18 protein-coding genes and 2 pseudogenes are annotated in these 19,413 nt (G+C 70.5%); 12 read left to right on the top strand and 8 right to left on the bottom strand.

All coding sequences use genetic code 11. The annotated features are described in order from the left end of the window. Positions 1-2: 2 nt before the first annotated feature. Positions 3-464: a DUF5709 domain-containing protein gene (locus tag B082_RS0125680; RefSeq protein WP_018554661.1), complete on the bottom strand. Its 462-nt coding sequence runs from the start codon at positions 462-464 to the stop codon at positions 3-5. Positions 465-663: 199 nt separating this feature from the next. Between B082_RS0125680 and B082_RS0125675 the strand changes: the two genes are divergently transcribed. Next, a complete protein-coding gene (locus tag B082_RS0125675) occupies positions 664-903 on the top strand; it encodes a DUF6296 family protein (protein ID WP_018554660.1) in 240 nt (79 codons plus the stop codon). Between the two features lie 235 nt (positions 904-1,138). After that, positions 1,139-1,723 (top strand): TerD family protein, encoded by a 585-nt coding sequence (locus B082_RS0125670; protein ID WP_018554659.1) that lies wholly within the window; start codon positions 1,139-1,141, stop codon positions 1,721-1,723. Positions 1,724-1,772: 49 nt separating this feature from the next. Here B082_RS0125670 and B082_RS0125665 read toward each other — a convergent pair whose 3' ends face one another. After that, on the bottom strand, positions 1,773-2,654 hold the full coding sequence (locus B082_RS0125665; RefSeq protein ID WP_018554658.1) for a DMT family transporter: 882 nt from the start codon (positions 2,652-2,654) through the stop codon (positions 1,773-1,775). 123 nt (positions 2,655-2,777) lie between these two features. On the opposite strand from B082_RS0125665, the gene B082_RS0125660 reads away from it, so the two are divergent. Next, complete coding sequence (locus tag B082_RS0125660; RefSeq protein ID WP_018554657.1) at positions 2,778-3,932, top strand: winged helix DNA-binding domain-containing protein; 1,155 nt, start codon at positions 2,778-2,780, stop codon at positions 3,930-3,932. Between the two features lie 147 nt (positions 3,933-4,079). Here the strand turns inward: B082_RS0125660 and B082_RS0125655 are convergent, their stop codons facing one another. Beyond that, the gene (locus B082_RS0125655) at positions 4,080-4,925 is read right to left on the bottom strand and encodes a helix-turn-helix transcriptional regulator (RefSeq protein ID WP_026250199.1); all 846 of its coding nucleotides are present in this window, start codon (positions 4,923-4,925) and stop codon (positions 4,080-4,082) included. Between the two features lie 135 nt (positions 4,926-5,060). On the opposite strand from B082_RS0125655, the gene B082_RS0125650 reads away from it, so the two are divergent. Continuing rightward, positions 5,061-6,737 carry an AMP-binding protein gene (locus B082_RS0125650; protein WP_018554655.1) on the top strand — a complete coding sequence of 559 codons (1,677 nt, stop codon included), beginning with the start codon at positions 5,061-5,063 and terminating at the stop codon, positions 6,735-6,737. Next, positions 6,734-8,341, top strand: coding sequence for an AMP-binding protein (locus B082_RS0125645; protein ID WP_018554654.1), 1,608 nt, complete (start codon positions 6,734-6,736; stop codon positions 8,339-8,341). The genes B082_RS0125650 and B082_RS0125645 overlap by 4 nt, the downstream gene beginning before the upstream one ends. Before the next feature lie 18 nt (positions 8,342-8,359). Here the strand turns inward: B082_RS0125645 and B082_RS0125640 are convergent, their stop codons facing one another. Next, entirely contained in the window at positions 8,360-8,590 is a 231-nt protein-coding gene (locus tag B082_RS0125640) for a hypothetical protein (RefSeq protein WP_026250198.1), read from the bottom strand. 152 nt (positions 8,591-8,742) lie between these two features. Beyond that, entirely contained in the window at positions 8,743-9,465 is a 723-nt protein-coding gene (locus B082_RS0125635) for a hypothetical protein (protein WP_018554652.1), read from the bottom strand. Positions 9,466-9,761: 296 nt separating this feature from the next. On the opposite strand from B082_RS0125635, the gene gcl reads away from it, so the two are divergent. Continuing rightward, the gene (gcl, locus tag B082_RS0125630) at positions 9,762-11,537 is read left to right on the top strand and encodes a glyoxylate carboligase (protein WP_018554651.1); all 1,776 of its coding nucleotides are present in this window, start codon (positions 9,762-9,764) and stop codon (positions 11,535-11,537) included. Positions 11,538-11,874: 337 nt separating this feature from the next. Here gcl and B082_RS38265 read toward each other — a convergent pair. Together B082_RS38265 and B082_RS0125625 are read right to left on the bottom strand one after the other, a co-directional pair. Beyond that, positions 11,875-12,201, bottom strand: a pseudogene (locus tag B082_RS38265) (5-amino-6-(5-phosphoribosylamino)uracil reductase); the annotation flags it as partial. A gap of 102 nt (positions 12,202-12,303) precedes the next feature. After that, positions 12,304-13,587 carry a hypothetical protein gene (locus B082_RS0125625; RefSeq protein WP_106435536.1) on the bottom strand — a complete coding sequence of 428 codons (1,284 nt, stop codon included), beginning with the start codon at positions 13,585-13,587 and terminating at the stop codon, positions 12,304-12,306. Between the two features lie 254 nt (positions 13,588-13,841). Between B082_RS0125625 and B082_RS0125620 the strand changes: the two genes are divergently transcribed. Beyond that, positions 13,842-14,417 carry an ATP-binding protein gene (locus tag B082_RS0125620; protein WP_018554649.1) on the top strand — a complete coding sequence of 192 codons (576 nt, stop codon included), beginning with the start codon at positions 13,842-13,844 and terminating at the stop codon, positions 14,415-14,417. A gap of 134 nt (positions 14,418-14,551) precedes the next feature. After that, positions 14,552-15,274, top strand: a complete 723-nt coding sequence (locus B082_RS0125615; RefSeq protein WP_018554648.1) for a hypothetical protein — start codon at positions 14,552-14,554, stop codon at positions 15,272-15,274. A 68-nt stretch (positions 15,275-15,342) separates the two neighbouring features. Here B082_RS0125615 and B082_RS0125610 read toward each other — a convergent pair whose 3' ends face one another. Further along, positions 15,343-16,254, bottom strand: coding sequence for a LysR family transcriptional regulator (locus tag B082_RS0125610; RefSeq protein WP_018554647.1), 912 nt, complete (start codon positions 16,252-16,254; stop codon positions 15,343-15,345). A gap of 195 nt (positions 16,255-16,449) precedes the next feature. On the opposite strand from B082_RS0125610, the gene B082_RS0125605 reads away from it, so the two are divergent. The 4 genes and pseudogenes from B082_RS0125605 (at position 16,450) to B082_RS0125595 (ending at position 19,326) form a co-directional block, all read left to right on the top strand. After that, positions 16,450-17,073 (top strand): NADPH-dependent F420 reductase, encoded by a 624-nt coding sequence (locus tag B082_RS0125605; RefSeq protein ID WP_018554646.1) that lies wholly within the window; start codon positions 16,450-16,452, stop codon positions 17,071-17,073. Between the two features lie 93 nt (positions 17,074-17,166). Continuing rightward, a pseudogene (locus B082_RS36700) lies at positions 17,167-18,093 on the top strand (SDR family oxidoreductase); the annotation flags it as partial. A 24-nt stretch (positions 18,094-18,117) separates the two neighbouring features. Then, positions 18,118-18,498, top strand: coding sequence for a nuclear transport factor 2 family protein (locus B082_RS40055; protein ID WP_267885850.1), 381 nt, complete (start codon positions 18,118-18,120; stop codon positions 18,496-18,498). A 168-nt stretch (positions 18,499-18,666) separates the two neighbouring features. Then, positions 18,667-19,326, top strand: coding sequence for an NAD(P)-binding domain-containing protein (locus B082_RS0125595; protein ID WP_018554644.1), 660 nt, complete (start codon positions 18,667-18,669; stop codon positions 19,324-19,326). Positions 19,327-19,413 lie beyond the last annotated feature (87 nt).

The raw sequence follows: 19,413 nt of genomic DNA, 5'->3' as shown, positions 1-19,413 counted from the left end.
CGCTACGTCCCGTCGGGGCCGTCCGCGATGACGTGCATGGCCGCCTCCTCGGCGGAGGCCGCCGCGCCGTCGATCCCGACGTCCTCGCCGGCCATGCTGTCCGGCTCGTTCACATCGAGGTCACGGGTGAGCCGTCCGGCGCGCGCGGTGCCGACCTCACCGTCCCAGGGCTCACCGTCCCCGTCCACGACATCGCCCACACCGTCCCCGTCCGGGGCGCTCCCCTCGGGCAGCTCGCGCGACAGCCGCTCCTCCAGCGGTTCGCCCCGCCGCTGCTCGGCCGGGGTCGTCAGCAGATCCTGCGCCGCCCACGGCCGCTCGGGCGGCGAATAGCCCCGGTCGAGCACGTCGTCCAGATCCGGGTCGGCGAGGGTGTCCTCCGTGTCCAGCTGTTCGACGGGGTCACCGGCCTGCGGTTGGGGCTGGGGCTGATAGACGTCGTCGCCCCGGTCGGCATCATCCATGGCGCTTCCCTTCCCGTGGCGGGGCTCCCCTTCAGCATAGGCAGCAGGCGCCCGGCCCCGCAGGGCGCGGCGGTGCGCCTGCAATCGGGTGAAGTGTGCGCAACCATGGACAGTGCAGGCCGAGCCGGGGGTACCCGTCGGGCGCCCGCAGGAAGGGCCGGCCACGAGAGGCCAGGAGAGGTCGTCTGGAGAGCGCGTCATGGATTATCCCGAGAGCTACCAGCTCGTGTTCCAGTCGTCGGCCGTCGAGGACGACACGGTGACCGTCCGGCGCACGGCACAGAGCGGAGCGGGCGGGCACCCCGTCTACGAGGACGAGACAGGCATCGTCCGCGCCGAGATCAGCGACCACGGGGAGGTGCGCATGCTCGCCAGCGGAGGCCATCAGCGCCTCGGAACACCCCTGGTGGTACGCGAACAGGCCGCCTGGAACGGCTGAGAACTCCATCACCGCCCCGGGGCGCGGCAGCTCGGCACCGAGCGGCCGCGCCCCGGCGCGTCCACGCGCGGACCGCGTCCTACCACGAGGACACGTGTACGTACATCGTGCCGACGCAGGACAATCCGGCCCCGCACGTCCAACACTTGGTCGAAATTTTGCCCCTGGTGGGCGGCTCCGGGAGGACACCAGGCAGACTCACCCTGTAGGAATCTCGCCACGAAGAGGATCACCAATGATCACGTTGAACAAGGAAGACGGCCCGGCGGACCTGGACGGAGTCACCCACCTGTCCATCGGCGTCTCCTGGGACCCCACCGTCGGCAGCAGTGGCGGGCTGATGGGGAAGCTGCGGCAGAAGAAGGGCACGGACCTCGACCTCATCGCCATCGCGATGCAGGGCGCGGACCCGGTCCGGCTGGCCGGCCTGGACTCCCTGGACCCGCTGGGCAACGGCTCGCTGATCCACAGCGGTGACAACCAGACCGGGAAGGGCGACGGCGACGACGAGACGGTCACCGTCGACTTCGCCAAGGTGCCGCCGAACGTCACCGCGATCGTCTTCATCGCCGCCGCGTACAAGAAGGGCAGCTCCTTCCAGAACGCGCGCAACGTCAGCATCAAGGTGTACGACGCCACGGGCGGCAGCAGCCAGCAGGTCGCCGACATCTGGCCGAGCCTGCTCACCACCGACAACGGCTGCGCGGTGGCGAAGGCCATGCGCGTCGGGGCCGGCTGGAAGCTCCAGGTGATCAACGAGACGGGCAAGATCAAGCAGGGCGACGAGCACGCCCTGATGCGTTTCGCGATCAGCAAGTAACGCGTGGCGGGGGCCACGCGCACCGCAGCCCCGGCCCGCGGGCGCCCGGTCAGTCGACCCGGCGCGCGCGGGCCGGGGCCGTCGCGTTTCCCGAGGCGAGCGGGGAACGCGCCAGCTCCACGCACCCCGCAGCGATCAGCCCGAGAGCCAGCAGCTCAGGGAGCACCCACCAGCCGGTGCGCAGGTCCTCGCCGAACAGGGTCACCCCGTACAGGACACTGATCAGCGCGTCGCCCAGGGTCAGACACGGCTGCACGGCGACGAGCGTGCCCGCCTGGAGCGCGTTCTGCAGGAGGAAGAGGGCCCCGACGCCCGCCGCCGCGGTGGCGTAAAGCTGCCAGGAGGTGAACAGCGCCCCGGCACCGCCCCCGCCGTCGAGCCGGGCCATGGCGTCCTTCATCAGCGCGGCGGTGAGCGCGTAGGCGCAGGCGGCGGCCGTGGCCAGCAGGGCCGCCCGGACATTGCCCCGGGTGGCCAGCCCGCCCGCGATCAGCAGCGTCTCGACCAGGCCCGTCAGGATCAGCGCCGGCACCCACGCGGCCCCGTGCACCGCGCTGCTGCCGCCGCCCGGCGCGGCCGAAGCCATGCCGAGGGCCAGCCCCAGCGTCACGGCCGCCACCCCGAGCCAGACCGGCCGGGGCAGCGGCGCCCGCATCATGAAGCCGGCCAGGAGGAGCGTCGCCGGAAGCTCGATCACGAAGATCGGCTGGACCACCGAGATCGGGCCCGTGGCCAGCGCCACGGCCTGGCAGACGGCGGCGACGATGACCAGGCCGATCCCCGCGAGCCACACCTTCTGGCGCAGCAGGTGGCCGATCAGCGACACCCCCACGGCGTCGGTGTGCGGGACTTCGAGGGCGGCGCGGCGCTGGAGGACGGAGGCGGAACCGTTGCTGAAGGCGGTCAGAATGGCGAACAGGACGGCGATCACCGGACCATCATGCGGGTCGCCCCGGCCCGATCCCGGCTTCCTCCGGACCACGGCATGGCGGCCTCCGCCGGGCGGGCCCCATTAGGAACGAACCGGACCTGATGGCCGCGTAGCGTGCCGTCCATGGCCGCGCACACGAAGACCTCCGCAGGCACCGCACCCGTCCTCACGCCCAGGGCGCTCGGCCGGGCGACCCTGGAACGCCAGCTGCTGCTGCGCCGGACCGCGATGAGCGCGAAGGACGCCGTCGGCCACCTCGTCGGCCTCCAGGCCCAGAACACCAGGCCGCCGTACTACCAGCTCCTGGCGCGGCTGAAGGGGTTCAGGCCGGCCGAGCTGGCCGCGCTGATGGAGTCGCGCGAGGTCGTCCGCATCGTCACCCTGCGCTCCACCATCCACACCCACACCGCGGAGGACGCGCTGACCCTGCGCCCCCTGGTGCAGCCGGCCCGAGACCGGGAGCTCGGGGTCTTCCGGAAGGGCCTCACGGGCGTGGACCTGGACCGCCTCGCCGAGCTGAGCCGGGCGTACGTGGAGGAACAGCCCCGCACCCCGAAGCAGATCAGGGAAAGGCTGCTCACCGAGTGGCCCGAAGCGGATCCGCGTGCGCTGAGCACCGCCGCCCGCTGTCTGCTGCCCCTGGTCCAGGTCACCCCGCGCGGTGTCTGGGGCCACAGCGGCGGCGTCGCGCTGACCACCGCCGAGCACTGGCTCGGCCGGACGACCCTGCCGGCACCCGCCCCCGACACCGCCGTGCTGCGCTACCTCGGCGCCTTCGGCCCGGCGTCGGTGAAGGACATGCAGTCCTGGGCGGGGCTGACCCGGCTGGGCGAGGTCTTCGAACGGCTGCGGCCCCGGCTGGTCACCTTCCGCGACGAGAACGGTGTCGAACTCTTCGACCTGCCCGACGCCCCGCGCCCCGCCGAGGACACCCCCGCCCCGCCCCGCTTCCTCCCCGAGTTCGACAACGTCCTGCTCGGCCACGCCGACCGCACCCGGATCATCCCGCTCCACCTCAGGGGGCTCAACGGGGTGGGCAACCAGACCTACGGAAGCGTGCTGGTGGACGGCTTCTTCGCCGCGCTCTGGCGGCTGGAGAAGACCCCGCGCGACGCACCCGCCGTGCTCACCGTGCAGGAACTGCGCCCGCTCAGCGCCGCCGAACGCGACGCCCTGACGGACGAGGCGGCCGCCCTGCTCTCCGTGATGGTCCCGGCCACCGCCGACGGCACCGGCCACGACATCCGGTTCGCCCGGTTCGTGGACCTCGGCCGCTGACCGGGGCGAGGCGCCGGCCGCCCACGGGTCTTCGCCCCTCGCCACCGAACCGGGCCCGGCACCGCCCGTCCGCCGGACCGGCGACAGCGCCGTCCAGGCGTCGTGGGCCCGGGTGGGACTCCGCGGACACGGCCTACGGGACAGCCCTCAAGGCAGCAGCCCCGCGCGCCGGGCCGCGACGACCGCCTCAAGGCGGGTGTGCGCCCCGAGCCGGCGCATCGCGGAACGCAGATAGCCCTTCACCGTCTCCGGGCGCAGCCCCAGCCGCTCCGCCGCCGCCGCGTTGGTGGCGCCCGCCGCGACACATGCCAGCACATCGATCTCGCGGGGGGCGAGCTGCACCTCCCGAGCCCCCGGTGCCGGGGTGCCGGTCGCCGCCGCGAGCCGCCCGCACACCGCGAGCAGCTCGTCGCGCAGCGCCGGGTCGGTGACCTTCGGCATCAGGGCGCGCAGCTCGCGGTGCGCCTCCCGGACGTCCTCCCAGGCCGCAGGCGCCGCGCCGGGTTCGGTGACCGGGTCCGGCCGGGTCGCGGCCAGCAGCTGCCGCGCCTCGTCCCGGACCGCGAGCGCCTGCTCCACGTCACGGGCCGCCGCCACCGCCGCGTCGAACGTGCGGTCCCCGAGCACCAGCGGCTCACGCAGCGCCCCGTACAGCACACCGCGCACCTCGCGCCGCACGACGACCGGGACGGCGACCACCGAGCGCAGGCCCTCCGCCGCGACCGCCGTGTCGTACTCGTGGCTGATGTGGCGCGACGAGCGGTAGTCGGTCACCGCGCACGGCCGGGACAGCGCCATCGACTTGCCGCCGAGACCACTGCCCGAGGAGATCACGAGCCCGCGCAGCGCCGTCGTCTGCGCCCCGTTCACCTCGGCGATCCTGGTGTGCCGGGTGTCGGAGAGCAGCCCGCCGAATGCCACCGGCAGCCCGCTCGTCCGGCGCAGCCGCAGCAGCGCCGCTTGCATCTCGAACGCATACACGGATTCCGGCACGCTGACGCCTCTCTGTTCGGCCCCCGGTGTACGGCGGCCCCGCGACACCCCCGTTCGGGGGTGGTGAGACCTGGGTCACTGTTTACATCATGTGAGGACCGAAGGGACCGGTCGGGTCGGCAACGAGGAGGGCACATGCCGGAAACGAGTGCGACGGAGACGTTTCGGGCCGCCCGGGACTTCCTGCTCCGGCACCGCGAGGACTACACCGCGGCCTACCAGGGCTTCAGCTGGCCCCGCGACGACCACTTCAACTGGGCGCTCGACTGGTTCGACGTGGTCGCCCGGGACAACGACCGCACCGCCCTGCACATCGTGGAGGAGGACGGCCGGCGCACCGAGGTGTCGTTCGCCGAGATGTCCGCCCGCTCCAACCAGGCCGCGAACTGGCTGCGCGCCCAGGGGGTGCGCGAGGGCGACCGCATCCTCGTCATGCTCGGCAACCAGACGGAGCTGTGGGAGACCGCGCTCGCCGCGATGAAGATCCGGGCCGTCGTCATCCCGGCGACCCCGCTCCTCGGCCCCGTGGACCTGCGCGACCGGGTGGAGCGCGGCCGGGTCCGGCACGTGCTGGTCCGGGACGCCGACACCGCCAAGTTCGACGAGGTGCCCGGCGGCTACACCCGTATCTGCGTCGGCGAGGAGACCGAGGGCTGGCTCTCCTACACGGGCGCCGACGAGGCGCCGCGTACGTTCGCGCCGGACCGCGAGACCGACGCCGACGAACCGCTGATGCTGTACTTCACGTCCGGGACGACCGCCAGCCCCAAGCTCGTCGAGCACACCCACGTGTCCTACCCGGTGGGCCACCTGGCGACGATGTACTGGATCGGGCTCAAGCCCGGCGACGTCCACCTCAACATCTCATCGCCGGGCTGGGCCAAGCACGCCTGGTCCAACCTCTTCGCCCCCTGGAGCGCCGAGGCGACCGTCTTCATCTTCAACTACACCCGCTTCGACGCGGGCCGGCTGATGGCCGAGATGGACCGCTCCGGCATCACCAGCTTCTGCGCCCCGCCGACCGTCTGGCGCATGCTCATCCAGGCCGACCTGTCCCAGCTGAAGACCCCGCCGCGCGAGGTCGTCGCGGCGGGGGAACCGCTGAACCCCGAGGTCATCGAGGCGGTCCGGCGCGCCTGGGGCGTCACCATCCGCGACGGCTTCGGCCAGACGGAGACCGCCGTGCAGGTCGCCAACAGCCCGGGGCAGGTCCTCAAGGCGGGCTCGATGGGGCGGCCGAGCCCGGGGTTCAAGGTGGTCCTGCTCGACCCGGTGAGCGGCGAGCCCGGCGCGGTCGAGGGCGAGATCTCCCTCGACCTGTCGGCCCACCCGGTGGGCCTGATGACCGGCTACCACGGCGACCCCGAGCGCACGGCAGAGGCGATGGCCGGCGGGTACTACCGCACCGGCGACATCGGTTCCCGCGACGAGGACGGCTACATCACCTACGTGGGCCGCGCCGACGACGTCTTCAAGGCCTCCGACTACAAGATCTCCCCGTTCGAGCTGGAGAGCGCCCTGCTGGAGCACGAGGCGGTCGCCGAGGCCGCGGTCGTCCCGGCCCCCGACGAGGTGCGCCTCTCCGTCCCGAAGGCGTACGTGGTGCTCGCCGCCGGCTGGGAACCCGGGCCCGAGACCGCCAAGGTGCTGTTCGCCCACTCCCGGTCGGTCCTCGCCCCGTACAAACGCGTCCGGCGGCTGGAGTTCGCCGATCTGCCCAAGACCGTGTCCGGCAAGATCCGCCGCATCGAGCTGCGCGAGCGCACCGCCCAGGGCACCGGAACCGAGTACGCCGAGGGGGACCTGACATGACGGAGCTTTCGTACGCGCACGGCACGGGCACCACCGCCCTGCTCGGCGACACCATCGGCCGCAACCTGGACCGGGCGGTCGCGGCCTTCCCGGAGCGCGAGGCACTGGTCGACGTACCGTCCGGGCGGCGCTGGACGTACGCCGGGTTCGGGGCGGCCGTGGACGAGCTGGCACGGGCGCTGATGGCGTCGGGCGTGGCCAAGGGGGACCGGGTCGGCATCTGGGCGGTCAACTGCCCCGAGTGGGTGCTCGTCCAGTACGCCACGGCCCGTATCGGCGCGGTCATGGTCAACATCAACCCCGCGTACCGGGCGCACGAACTGGAGTTCGTGCTGAAGCAGGCCGGGATCTCGCTCCTGGTCGCTTCCCTCGCCCACCGCACCAGCGACTACCGGGCCCTGGTGGACGAGGTCCGCGCGCAGTGCCCCGGCCTGCGGGCCGTGCACTACATCGGAGACACCTCCTGGGACGAACTCGTCGCCACCGCTGATGAGGTGACGCCCGGTCAGCTGGCCGCCCGCGAGGCGGAGCTGTCCTGCGACGACCCGATCAACATCCAGTACACCTCCGGCACCACCGGCTTCCCCAAGGGCGCGACCCTCTCCCACCACAACATCCTCAACAACGGCTACTTCGTGGGCGAGCTGGTCGCCTACACCGAGCAGGACCGGGTCTGTCTGCCGGTGCCCTTCTACCACTGCTTCGGCATGGTGATGGGCAACCTCGGCATCACCTCGCACGGCGCCTGCATCGTGATCCCCGGCCCCGCGTTCGAACCCGCAGCCGTGCTCCGCGCCGTCCAGCAGGAGCGCTGCACCTCGCTGTACGGGGTGCCCACGATGTTCATCGCGGAGCTGAACCTGCCGGACTTCGCCTCGTACGACCTGTCCTCGCTGCGCACCGGGATCATGGCCGGGTCGCCGTGCCCGGTCGAGGTGATGAAGCGGGTCGTGGCCGAGATGCACATGGACGAGGTGTCCATCTGCTACGGCATGACGGAGACCTCGCCGGTCTCCACCCAGACGCGCCGCGACGACGACCTGGAGCGCCGCACCGGCACGGTCGGCCGCGTGATGCCGCACATCGAGGTGAAGGTGGTCGACCCGGCGACCGGGGTGACCCTGGAGCGCGGGATGTCGGGCGAGCTGTGCACCCGGGGCTACAGCGTGATGCTCGGCTACTGGGACCAGCCCGACCGGACCGCGGAGGCGATCGACGCGGGACGCTGGATGCACACCGGGGACCTCGCGGTGATGCGCGAGGACGGCTACGTACAGATCGTCGGCCGCATCAAGGACGTGATCATCCGGGGCGGCGAGAACGTCTATCCGCGCGAGATCGAGGAATTCCTCTACCGCCACCCCAAGATCGCCGATGTGCAGGTGGTGGGCGTGCCGGACGAGCACTACGGCGAGGAGATCCTGGCCTGCGTCATCCCCGCCGACCCGGCGGATCCTCCGGCGCTGGGCGAGGTGCGGGCGTTCTGCGACGGGCAGCTGGCGCACTACAAGGTGCCGCGCCTGCTCCAGATCCTGGACGCCTTCCCGATGACGGTCAGCGGCAAGGTCCGCAAGATCGAACTGCGGGAGAACTACCGGAGGTAGCGCGCCGGGCGGGGCGTGTCAGGCGGCTTCGATGACGTCGCCTGCGGCGCCCCGCGTCGCGGCGGCCCACTCGATGAGCAGAACCTCGTACGCGGCGGACTCCACGGGGGACCAGTCCTGGCCCGCGCGGGCGTCCACGAGCGCCCGTATCGCCTCGTTGGCCTCCAGGGCGGCGAGCTGCGCCGAACGGGTCGAAGGCGCGGGGGCGTACGCGGGCGCGGTCGAGGAAGTCCGTGGAGTTAAGACCATGCGCCCCACTTTAGGGCCCGCCACTGACAACGAACCGCGGTTCGGCCGCCGTTGGCCAGAACGTGACGGATCACACGCACGGTGGCCGGGCGGTTTCTGTGAGGTACGGCACGTGGTGGCCGCCGCGCGTCCGAAAACGTACGGGTGTGCGATCAGGCGCCGGTGCTGACGAGTTCGTCCGCCGCGCCGTTCACCGGCTGTGGGGTCCCCGTGAGATCCAGGACGAACAGCGGGATGCGGAGCCCGTCCGCGCGCTCCCGGGCGTCCGGCGCGTATCCGGCGAGCGAGAAGAGGACCCCGGAGACCGAGCTGTTGAGCGCGTTGAGCCATAAGCACTCGACGTCGCGCAAGGAGGTCGGCCGGGTGGTGGAGTCGACCTGGGCGATCAGCCCCTGCGCCCGCAGGTCGATCCGGGACGCGGGGCGCGTCACCGGCTGCGTCACCTCACGAAAGCCCAGCCAGGTCAGATAGAGCGCCGCCGCGCCGACCGCGTCGCGCGCGGTACGGATCGTCAGCGGCCGGAACGCCGGCCGGGGAGCCGCCGCCGTGCGCGGCAGCGGTATGTGCGCGGGCCGCACCGGCCGGCCCGGGGTCCCTGCCTCGTGTCCGGCGGACGCCACGGGCCGCACCGGCACCCGCAGCACCGCCCCGCATGGGCAGCACAGCTCCGGCTGCGGCCACTGGTCGTGCCGCCCGCAGCTCCGGCAGCGCACGGTGACCCAGTCGTCGTTCCAGGTGCGGTGGGTGATCGGGGTGGCGGGGGCGCCGCGCAGCAGCGGAGGGGCCGTCGGCGCCCCGCACGGGCACGGGTAGACGGGCGTCACGTACGCGTGTTCGCGGCGGCAGGCCGGGCACCGTACCGGCGCTGACTCCACCCTGGGCTCCTTCCGGACCGCGCGGATGCGGCCGGGCCCGTGTTCCGGGCCGGCTCCGCTCCGTACCCCCATGCTCCCTCACGGGTGACCTCCGGGGGAGCCACTTGCGGCACTTCCGGCCACGGTCGGCGCTGCCGTCCGCCCCCGGCCCGCCTCTCTTGACGGCAGTCCGGACGCGGCTTAAATTGACTTCCACATAACAGAATCAACTTTCCGTAATACGGAATTGGTGCTCTCAGGTGGCGCGACAGAGCCCGACTCCACCCAGGGACGAGCAGGAGCACTCAATGCCTCGTATGACCGCTGCCCGCGCGGCAGTCGAGATCCTCAAGCGCGAAGGCGTCAGCAACGCGTTCGGTGTGCCGGGCGCCGCGATCAACCCCTTCTACGCGGCCCTCAAGGCGGCCGGCGGGGTCCACCACACGCTCGCCCGCCACGTCGAGGGCGCCTCCCACATGGCGGAGGGCTACACCCGGGCCCGTCCGGGCAACATCGGCGTCTGCATCGGTACGTCGGGACCGGCCGGAACCGACATGATCACCGGCCTGTACTCCGCCATCGCGGACTCGATCCCGATCCTGTGCATCACCGGCCAGGCCCCGACCGCCGTCCTCCACAAGGAGGACTTCCAGGCCGTCGACATCGCCTCGATCGCCGCCCCGGTCACCAAGGCCGCCACCACCGTCCTGGAGGCCGCGCAGGTCCCCGGCGTCTTCCAGCAGGCGTTCCACCTGATGCGCACGGGCCGCCCCGGCCCGGTCCTCATCGACCTGCCGATCGACGTGCAGCTCACCGAGATCGAGTTCGACCCCGACCTGTACGAGCCGCTGCCGGTGCACAAGCCCGCCGCGAGCCGCCGTCAGATCGAACGCGCTCTGGAGATGCTCAACGCCTCGGAGCGCCCGCTGCTCGTCGCCGGCGGCGGCATCATCAACGCCGACGCCTCCGAACTCCTCGTCGAGTTCGCCGAACTGACCGGCGTCCCCGTCGTCCCCACCCTCATGGGCTGGGGCATCATCCCCGACGACCACGAGCTGAACGCCGGCATGGTCGGCCTCCAGACCTCGCACCGCTACGGCAACGCGAACTTCCTGGAGTCCGACTTCGTCCTCGGCATCGGCAACCGCTGGGCCAACCGCCACACCGGCAAGCTCGACGTCTACACCGCCGGCCGCACCTTCGTCCACGTCGACATCGAGCCCACCCAGATCGGCAAGATCTTCGCCCCGGACCTCGGCATCGCCTCCGACGCGAAGGCGGCCCTGGAACTGTTCGTCGAGGTCGCCCGCGACCTGAAGGCGGCGGGGCGTTTGAAGGGCCGCTCGGCGTGGGCGGCGTCCACGCAGGAGCGCCGCGCGACCCTGCAACGCCGCACGCACTTCGACAACGTCCCCCTGAAGCCCCAGCGCGTCTACGAGGAGATGAACCGCGCCTTCGGCCCCGAGACCCGGTACGTCACGACGATCGGCCTCTCCCAGATCGCGGGCGCGCAGATGCTCCACGTCTACCGCCCGCGCCACTGGATCAACTGCGGCCAGGCCGGCCCCCTCGGCTGGACCATCCCGGCCGCGCTCGGCGTCGCGACCGCCGACCCCGAGGGCTCGGTCGTCGCACTCTCGGGCGACTACGACTTCCAGTTCATGCTGGAGGAGCTGGCGGTGGGCGCCCAGCACCGCATCCCGTACGTCCACGTCCTGGTCAACAACTCCTACCTGGGCCTGATCCGCCAGGCCCAGCGCAACTTCGACATCGACTTCCAGGTCAACCTGGAGTTCGAGAACCTCAACTCCCCGGAACTGGGCGCCTACGGCGTGGACCACGTCAAGGTGGTCGAGGGCCTGGGCTGCAAGGCGATCCGCGTCACGGACCCGGACGCCCTCCTCCCGGCCTTCGAGGAGGCCAAGAAGCTGGCGGCGGAGTTCCGCGTCCCGGTGGTGGTCGAAGCGATCCTGGAACGCGTCACGAACATCGCGATGAGCGGCTCGGACATCGCGTCGGTCAACGAGTTCGAGGACGTGGCGACGGAGGCGGGCCACGCACCTACGGCGATCAGGCCGTTCGTGGGGGCGTGACTCCGGGGGCCCCTCGGCCCCCCGCCGAAGGAGCACCCATGGAGCTCCATAGGTGCTCCTTCGGCTTTGGCTCGGCAGCATTCGAATCTGCGACACCCGCTTTAGGAGAGCGGTTGTCGTGGCATCCGTCCAACTCGGCCTGGATGTAGGCGTAGGTGAGTCGGGGTCTGCTGCTCGCCGGACAAGTCGCGCGGACGTGATTCATGTTCACTCCCTCAGCTCCGTCGACAGACCGGCGGCTGCGGGGCAACTGCTTCCGATCACCTGCACTGCGGCAGTTGACAGCAGGGTCCATGAGAAACGCTGCGCAGAGTAGGGGCGCTGTCGTGGCTGATCGTCATAGCAGATGCTGATTGGGGGACTGTGCAGCTGCCGCGTACCCGGGCATCGTCACGACTACGACGCCGGCGGCTTCGAGCCTCTTCGTTCCGTTTGAGCCGGGGACGAAGGTGTCCGGCTCGGTCCATGCCGTGACTACGCGTCGCAAGCCGGACTCCGTGATGAGTTGTGCACACGGGTGGGGGCGGGAGGCACGTTTTGCGCAGGGTTCGAGGGAGCTGTAGATCGTGGCGGTTGTGAGACGGGGGGCCTGGGGCGGCAGTTCGGCCAGTGCCGCTTCTTCGGCGTGGTCGTGTGGGGCGGACTGCCGGGAATAGCCGTGGGCAGGTGAGCAAGCGGGATGTGAACCTCGGCGTACACGCCTTGGAGGTCGTCGCCCACGGTGCCCATAGTGGTGGGCCGGCGCGGCTGGCAGCAGGCCGCACGCTCATGCGGTCATTCTCCAGGAGGCGGTGTGCTCATTCCAGGCACCCACGGCAGAACTGCCCGGTACGGAGGTACGTAACGCGGTCCCGAACTCCCGAAGCATGCCTGCGACCCGGGCGTGCTGGGTAGCTGCGTCCGCGGGCACCCTCATTGCGGTGGCTGGAGCGGCGTCAGGCGCGCCCTGGCCAAGTTGGGCCTGTGCGAGCCGGGCGGTGTTGATGGCGCGGTCACGCCGAATTTGAGGGGGAAGCAGGGCCAGGCTTCGGTGGGCGTGTGACTCGGCCTGCTCGTAGATTCCGAGGCGGAGGTACGCCGACAGCGCAAGGGTCTCGAGTTCTGCGCCGTTGCGGACGCCGGCCATCCAGGCCGGGCGAGCGAGATCCGGATCAGCGCGTTCGAACGCTTCTTGGGCGCAGCCGAGGGCGTGCTTTACGGCTGTTGCGTCACCAGTGATGCCGAGGGTGGCGGCGTGGCGGGCATGCCCCAGGCAAGCGAAGAGCGGGTCACGGCGGGTCAGGTGCAGGTTCCGTGCGACATCGTTGGCAGCGATTGCGTCGGCGGGGCGGCCCATGTGGCGGTACATGGTGCCCGCGTGACTCCAGATGCGGAACTTGATCGCCTGGTCACCCGACATCTCCGCGAGGGCCTGCGCCTCGCGCATGTGCGCCTTCGCGGCCTCGTAGCGCCGGCCGTCGATGGCCGCCCACATCGCGGACGAACGGAATGCGGCTCCGGAGGCGTAAAGACTGTTGCGTACTCGCTGCGTGGCACTGCCCGCGTTCTGGAGGTTGAGTGCCTCGTCGGCGAGCGCGGTGGCCTGTTCCTCGATGCGGGGTTGCCCGCCGTGGCGGTGGTCGTTGGCGATGATCTCGGCGAAGCGCTTGTTCAGCCGGTTGACGTCGCTCATGCCGATTCGGCGCGGTGACGCGGCCCCTGGGGCTGAAGTCGCAGTGATCGCCGCTGCGATGCCGCCGACGAGGGTGCGGCGCTTCATGTCGGGCTCCTCCAGCTGCGATGACGCCGGGATGGGCGAAGGCCGGGTCCGTGGCACGAACCCCAGGGCGACAGCGGGTAATCCGGTCACCGTCTCAAGCGCGGTACGGGTTGCTGACTTCGGCCAAGCAACTCGGCCTGCCTTCCACCCCCTGACCGATGACCCGTCGAGCCCGCCCGGGCGTCCCGTCAGCTCTTCGACAGCGCTGTTCACGGCATCAGCAAGGCTGTTGGAGCTGTATCCATGCTCGGTCATCCACGTCTCAAGGACGGTGTTGCGGATCGCGTCCATGCGGGCACGGTAGTCGCCGGGCTCTAGGCCCACCAGGTAAAGGCCAGGTCAAAACGCCCTAGGTGAGCCTGCTGGGTGAGCACGTGAACGCCCTAACCAGCCCTTGGCGGAAAGGAGTTAACTGGATGTCGGTCACTCATTGCGAGCGACTGGTAACGGCTCGTTCCGCCCTGAAGGGCTGCTGGGAGTGGAGCGGGTCCTGAGACCACACGCAGTTGTTCCACGAGTTCATCGCTCGACTCAGGAGGCTTGCCATGCCCCACGAACCGCCCCGGAAAAGCCGGCTCGCGTTGGCGGATACGCCCAACGCCGTGGCTCTGGCGCGGCTGCACACTGCCGATGTTCTTTCGGGCTGGGGAGTGTCTGCCGACGCCGTCGAGACGGCGCAGCTCCTGGTGTCGGAACTGGCGACCAATGCCGTGCGGCACTCGGAGGACGGCGAGGAGCCGCCGCCGTTCTTGTCGCAGAGCAGCGTGCAGACCTTCGAGCTGTTGCTGGAAGTCGTGTCCGGCGCCGTCAGGTTGTCGGTGTGGGACCGCGATGCGAGGCCGCCCGTTCTGAAGGAGGTCGGTGTCGATGCGACGGGCGGGCGAGGAGTCTTCATCGTGGCGGCGATGAGCAGAGCCTGGGGGTACTACCCGGCTCGTGACGCGCCGGGCAAAGTGGTGTGGGCCGAGGTCGCGCTCGCTGCCACGGGGCCGAATGAGGGCCGCGACGCTTCGGCGACGTCCCCGGGTCGGCCCGCATCGAATGGCCTCCGGGCGCCCAAGGACGCACGGGCCGACGCGAATTTGATCGGTCGCGTCCTCGTCGGCATCAAGGATCTCTGAGTGTGTCGACCCACTGGCTGGGCGACTGTGCCAACGAGCTGCGGACACCGTCTTCCGCCCGCGCGGTACGCCATCGAGCGGCTTGCCACCGCACACGCAAGCAGGTGTTCGACCTACCTCACGAGGACTACCCGATGACACAATCGCTGACGACTGCGGTGGCCCCGGCCAGCGCGCTGAAGCCCGTACTGGAGTACGCCGGTCTCGACTTCGAGCTGGAGGAAGGCCTCGCGCCGGGTGGCTGGCGCCTGAGGTTGGTTTCCTCGGCCGCCCACCCGTGGACGCACGGAGACGTGCGGGCCCACTTGCTCGCCGAAGGCATTACCGCCGACGTGGCACGCCTCGAACAGCCCCTGCCGTGCCCCGGCCACGAGCTGCTTCTCACCCTGCCCTCGGAGAGGGAAGTCCGGGCCCTCGGGAGGCTGATCGAAGCGCGTCTGACCGAGGTGCAGAACGCGGCATTGCAGCTGCACCGCGCGCTGGCGCACATCGGCGTCGAGCGGCGTCCCGACATTCAGACCATGGGGATCCGGTCCCTCATCGACATCGGCATGTTCGATATGGACGCGGGCGCGCTGCTCTATCGCAGTCTTGGCGGTGACGAGTCGGTCCTGCGCGACCTCGACCTCGGGGACTGGCACGACCACGAGCGGTTCGCCCGGGAACTGGAGCGGGTGATTTCCGCGACCGGCCAGGTGCTGCTTGTCGAGTCGGTGCCCACCTGCGGACATTGCCGAGGCCGGCACGGCGGCAACCGAGTCCGCTTCGACTACCTGGACGCCGACGACGCGCTGCTCCTCGCGGACACGTTGCACCGGACCGCCGCATCGGCGGGCTCCGCTCGGCCCGGCAACTGATGTGCACATCGTCGGTGCACCTGTGGCCGCGTGCCCTCTGCCGGCGGTGCTGTTGTCAGTCGAACTGCTCAACCGTGCTTTGCAGCGGCTTCGCCTCCACGCCGCCACATTTCATAGTTCCCGCATTCTGCGGTGACTTCGGCCGCCGCCTGAGCCGCGGTGAAGAAGTCGTCGACCACCGGCGAGATGCGGGATGTCGGCACCGCGAGGCACACCTGGTCGGGCGCCAGATCCGGGACGGGCACATAGATGACGTCCGGATGCGAGTAGAACACGGTCGCCGAACGGGCCAGGAACGAGATGCCCCGGCCGGCCGCGACATGCTCGAGAGTTTCGTCCACCCCGCGCGCCAGGTAGCCGGCGTTGGGGTGCGGGTGCCTGGTGGGCTGCGTGCTCGTGTCGGCATGCCAGACCAGCGGCTCACCAGCCAGATCGGCCTCGGTGACCTCGTCCTTGCCGGCCAACCGGTGGCCGACGGGCAGCACCGCCACCCGTGGCTCGGTGTAGAGCGGGGCGACGCGCAGACCGGCCTCGTCGATGGGCAGCCGCACATAGCCAAGGTCGATGCGACCGTCGAGCAGCATCGGGGCCTGGTCGTCCCAGTCGATCCGTTGCACGTCCACCAGAACGTCCGGGTGCTGGGTGGCGAACACTTGTACCGCCGGGGCGACCGCAATGCCTGCCCGGAAGCCGACCGTTATCCGCCGGCTGCCCCGCGCGGCCACGGTCACCCGGCGGCGGGCCGCGTGCGCGGAGGCCAGCAGCGGGCCGGCGTCGGTCAACAGCTGCCTGCCGGCGTCGGTCAGCGACACGCCGTGGCTGTCCCTTGTCAGCAGCAGGGTGCCGAGATCCTTCTCCAGCGCGCGGATCTGCCGGCTGAGTACTGGCTGTGCGATGTGCAGCTCATCGGCGGCGCGGCCGAAGTGGAGCTTGTCGGCGACGGCGACGAAGTAGCGCAACTTGCGCAGGTCCAGATCCATGGTGCCTCCCGATCCGGCGATGCCTTCAGGGTATCGCAGCCGCTGAAACAGGTCTTGGACAGCCGTTCGGGCCGGTGACAGTCTCGGGAATCGAGCGCTGCCCCAGGTTCGTCATCCGACGGCCTCGACCACACAACCGTTGATGACAACGGGTCGGCGCGGCGCCCTGTCCAACTCTTCGGAAGGCAGCACACCATGAGCAGCATCAGCATCATCGGCCTGGGGGGCGTGGCCCGCGCCATAGGTGCCCGCGCGATCGAGGGCGGCAACATCGTCGAGGTCATCGGCCGCGACGCGGTCAAGGCCAAGGACCTGGCCGCCGCGCTCGGTGGCGGTGCCACGGCCGGGACATTCGGCACCACTCCGGCCGGCGACCTCGTCGTCCTCGCGGTGCCGTATGCCGGCGCCGTGCCGGTCGTCGCCCAGTACGGGGACGCGCTGGCCGGCAAGGTCGTCATCGACGTCTCCAACACCTCCAACGCCGACGCCACCGGGCTGGCCGTCCCTGACGGCACTTCCGGCGCGCAGGAGATCGCCAAGGCCGTCCCGGCGAGCGCGCACGTCGTGAAGGCGTTCAATACCGTCTTCGGCCACGTCCTGGCCCAGGGCGGCCCGCTGGACGTGCTCTTCGCCGGCGATGACGCGCGGGCCAAGGCGAGCGTGTCGGCCTTCATCGAGAGCCTCGGGCTGCGCCCGTTGGATACCGGCGGCCTGGAGGTGGCGCGCTGGCTGGAAGGAACGGGCCTGCTGATGATCAGCCTGGCCCGCCATGGCGTGGGGAATTTCGACTTCTCCCTCGGCATCGGCCTTCCCGACTGAGCACGGCCGCACCACCACGTCTCGCGTCACACACGTCGGTCGGCCTGGAGCACGCGACAAACAGCCCCCCACCTACCCTCACATGGAGCAGCAGTGCGTGTTTTCGTCACTGGCGGGACCGGCCATTCCGGTTCGTACATCATCCCCGAGCTCGTCGCCGCCGGGCACGAGGTCACCGGCCTGGCCCGGTCGGACACGGCCGCAGCGGCGCTGTCCGCGCTCGGCGCCAAGGTGCGCCGCGGCGGTCTTGAGGATCTCGACAGGCTCAAGGAGGCGGCCGCGGATTCCGACGGCGTCATCCACGTCGCGCACCGGCAGGACCTGCTTGCGTCCGGCGGGATGGACGCCGTGGCCGCCGCGGAGCTCCCGATCATGCTCGCGTACGGCGAGGCACTCGCGGAAACCGGAAAGCCGCTCGTCGCGGCGGGGAGCATAGGGTCGCCCGGGAAGCTGGACCGGCCCGCCACCGAGGAGGACCCGGCCCTTTCCGTCGGTGATGAGCACAAGGGCATCCTCCGGGTTCGCAATGTCGTGGAGGCCGCCGTGATCGGCCTCGCCGAACAGGGAGTGCGCTCGTCGGTCGTGCGGATTGCCAACATCATGCACAGCACGACCGATGCCGGCTTCCTCCCCATGCTGATCGCGCTCGCCAAGGAGAAGGGCTTCGCCGGCTACCCTGGAGACGGCGCGAACCTGTGGAACGCCGTGCACGTCCGCGATGTCGCCTCGTTGTTCCGCTTGGCGCTGGAGAAGGGGCCGGCCGGCACGTATTGGCACGCGGTTGAGGATGGGGGCATCCCGTTCCGCGAGCTCGCCGAGGCCATCGGCAGCCGCCTGGGCCTGCCCGCGGTGAGCATTCCCTCGGACGAACTGATGGTGCCGGGATACTTCGGGTTCCTCGCGAACATCGTCACGCGGGACTACCCGGTGTCCAACCTCATCACCCGCCGGACCCTCGGCTGGGAACCCGCTCAACCCGGCCTGCTCGCGGATCTGGACAACGGCCACTACTTCCCCGCCGGCACCTCAGCCGGCACCAACGATGTGGCGACGCTGGAGAAGTTCGTGACCCGCTTGCAAGCCGGTGACCTGAGTGGGGCTCTGGAGATGGTCGACGAGGAGGCGGTCTGGCAGGAGGCCGAGACCCTGCCCTGGTCAGGGCAGTGGCGAGGACCCGACGGGTTCGCACGACTGGAAGCCACGATCAACACTTCGGCAGAAATGATCGTGCGGGACTACGCCGTCGTCGAAGCCGGCGAGGTGGTGGAGCTGCGGCTCAACCTCGTATTCGTCTCCCGGAAGAGCGGGCGTCGGCTGCCGATGGAGGTTGTGGAGCACTACACGGTGCGTGAGGGCAGGATCCACGGCGCGAACGCCTTCTACAAAGACACCCAGGCCGTCAACGACCTGGTCAAACACGGCTGACCTGGTTGTGCGGGGAGTACTCGGGGGCGACGCGGTGCGCGCCCAGAGCTCGTGGTGGTACCGGAAGCGGACGCGGACAAGGCGGACCACTTGCAAGGGACCCACACCGCAGCGAGTCCTGCGGATGACAGGGATACGGCTATTCGGGAGGGGCGGAACATGACAACTGTGGGATTCATCGGAAGCGGCAACATCGGCAATACCGTCGCGCGGCTCGCCATAGGGGTCGGGCACCGGGTCGTTCTCAGCAACTCGCGCGGACCCGAAACGCTCGCGGACACGGTCGCGGAACTGGGGCCGCGGGCGTCCGCGGCGACGAGCGGGGAGGCCGCGGCGGCCGGTGACATCGTCGTGGTCACGGTGCCGGTCAAGGCGTTCCCCGACTTGCCCGCCGCGGAACTGGCCGGGAAGACGGTCATCGACACATGCAACTACGGTCCCGAGCGTGACGGGCACATCCCCGAGCTCGACAGCACGTTGCTCACCTCGAGCGAGCTGCTGCTGCGCCACACCCCGGACGCCATGCTTGTGAAAGCGTTCAACAACATCTTCTTCAAGCACCTGCTGTCACTCGCCCGCCCGGCGGGGGCGGCCGACCGTTCCTACCTGCCGATCGCCGGGGACTCCGCGTCGGCGAAGGCCGCGGTGACCGAGTTCATCGAATCCATCGGGTACAGCGTGGTGGACGCCGGACCGCTGTCCGATAGCTGGCGGCAGGCGACGGATACGCCGGTGTGGGGGACCCCGTACGGGCCGACCTCGAACGAGAAGGGACGGCCGGTCGGCGAGGACGCCATCCGCGCGGCACTGGCCACCGCAATGCGGTAGCCGTGCATGGGCGCGGGCCCCGGTCAAGTCCGGCCGTATTCTCCTCGCCCCGTCCTCCAAGCGTCGGGCGGGGCGAGGAGAATACGG

This window comes from Streptomyces sp. ATexAB-D23 (assembly GCF_000373645.1).
Taxonomy (GTDB): Bacteria; Actinomycetota; Actinomycetes; order Streptomycetales; family Streptomycetaceae; genus Streptomyces; species Streptomyces castrisilvae.
This window is presented reverse-complemented; position numbering and strand designations above follow the sequence as displayed.

What these genes read in the sequence shown, in the direction of transcription:
- B082_RS0125680 (WP_018554661.1), bottom strand. Translation starts at nt 464, where the DNA reads ATGGATGATGCCGACCGGGGCGACGACGTCTATCAGCCCCAGCCCCAA.
- B082_RS0125675 (WP_018554660.1), top strand. Translation starts at nt 664, where the DNA reads ATGGATTATCCCGAGAGCTACCAGCTCGTGTTCCAGTCGTCGGCCGTC.
- B082_RS0125670 (WP_018554659.1), top strand. Translation starts at nt 1,139, where the DNA reads ATGATCACGTTGAACAAGGAAGACGGCCCGGCGGACCTGGACGGAGTC.
- B082_RS0125660 (WP_018554657.1), top strand. Translation starts at nt 2,778, where the DNA reads ATGGCCGCGCACACGAAGACCTCCGCAGGCACCGCACCCGTCCTCACG.
- B082_RS0125650 (WP_018554655.1), top strand. Translation starts at nt 5,061, where the DNA reads ATGCCGGAAACGAGTGCGACGGAGACGTTTCGGGCCGCCCGGGACTTC.
- B082_RS0125645 (WP_018554654.1), top strand. Translation starts at nt 6,734, where the DNA reads ATGACGGAGCTTTCGTACGCGCACGGCACGGGCACCACCGCCCTGCTC.
- B082_RS0125640 (WP_026250198.1), bottom strand. Translation starts at nt 8,590, where the DNA reads ATGGTCTTAACTCCACGGACTTCCTCGACCGCGCCCGCGTACGCCCCC.
- gcl (WP_018554651.1), top strand. Translation starts at nt 9,762, where the DNA reads ATGACCGCTGCCCGCGCGGCAGTCGAGATCCTCAAGCGCGAAGGCGTC.
- B082_RS0125625 (WP_106435536.1), bottom strand. Translation starts at nt 13,587, where the DNA reads ATGGACGCGATCCGCAACACCGTCCTTGAGACGTGGATGACCGAGCAT.
- B082_RS0125620 (WP_018554649.1), top strand. Translation starts at nt 13,842, where the DNA reads ATGCCCCACGAACCGCCCCGGAAAAGCCGGCTCGCGTTGGCGGATACG.
- B082_RS0125615 (WP_018554648.1), top strand. Translation starts at nt 14,552, where the DNA reads ATGACACAATCGCTGACGACTGCGGTGGCCCCGGCCAGCGCGCTGAAG.
- B082_RS0125610 (WP_018554647.1), bottom strand. Translation starts at nt 16,254, where the DNA reads ATGGATCTGGACCTGCGCAAGTTGCGCTACTTCGTCGCCGTCGCCGAC.
- B082_RS0125605 (WP_018554646.1), top strand. Translation starts at nt 16,450, where the DNA reads ATGAGCAGCATCAGCATCATCGGCCTGGGGGGCGTGGCCCGCGCCATA.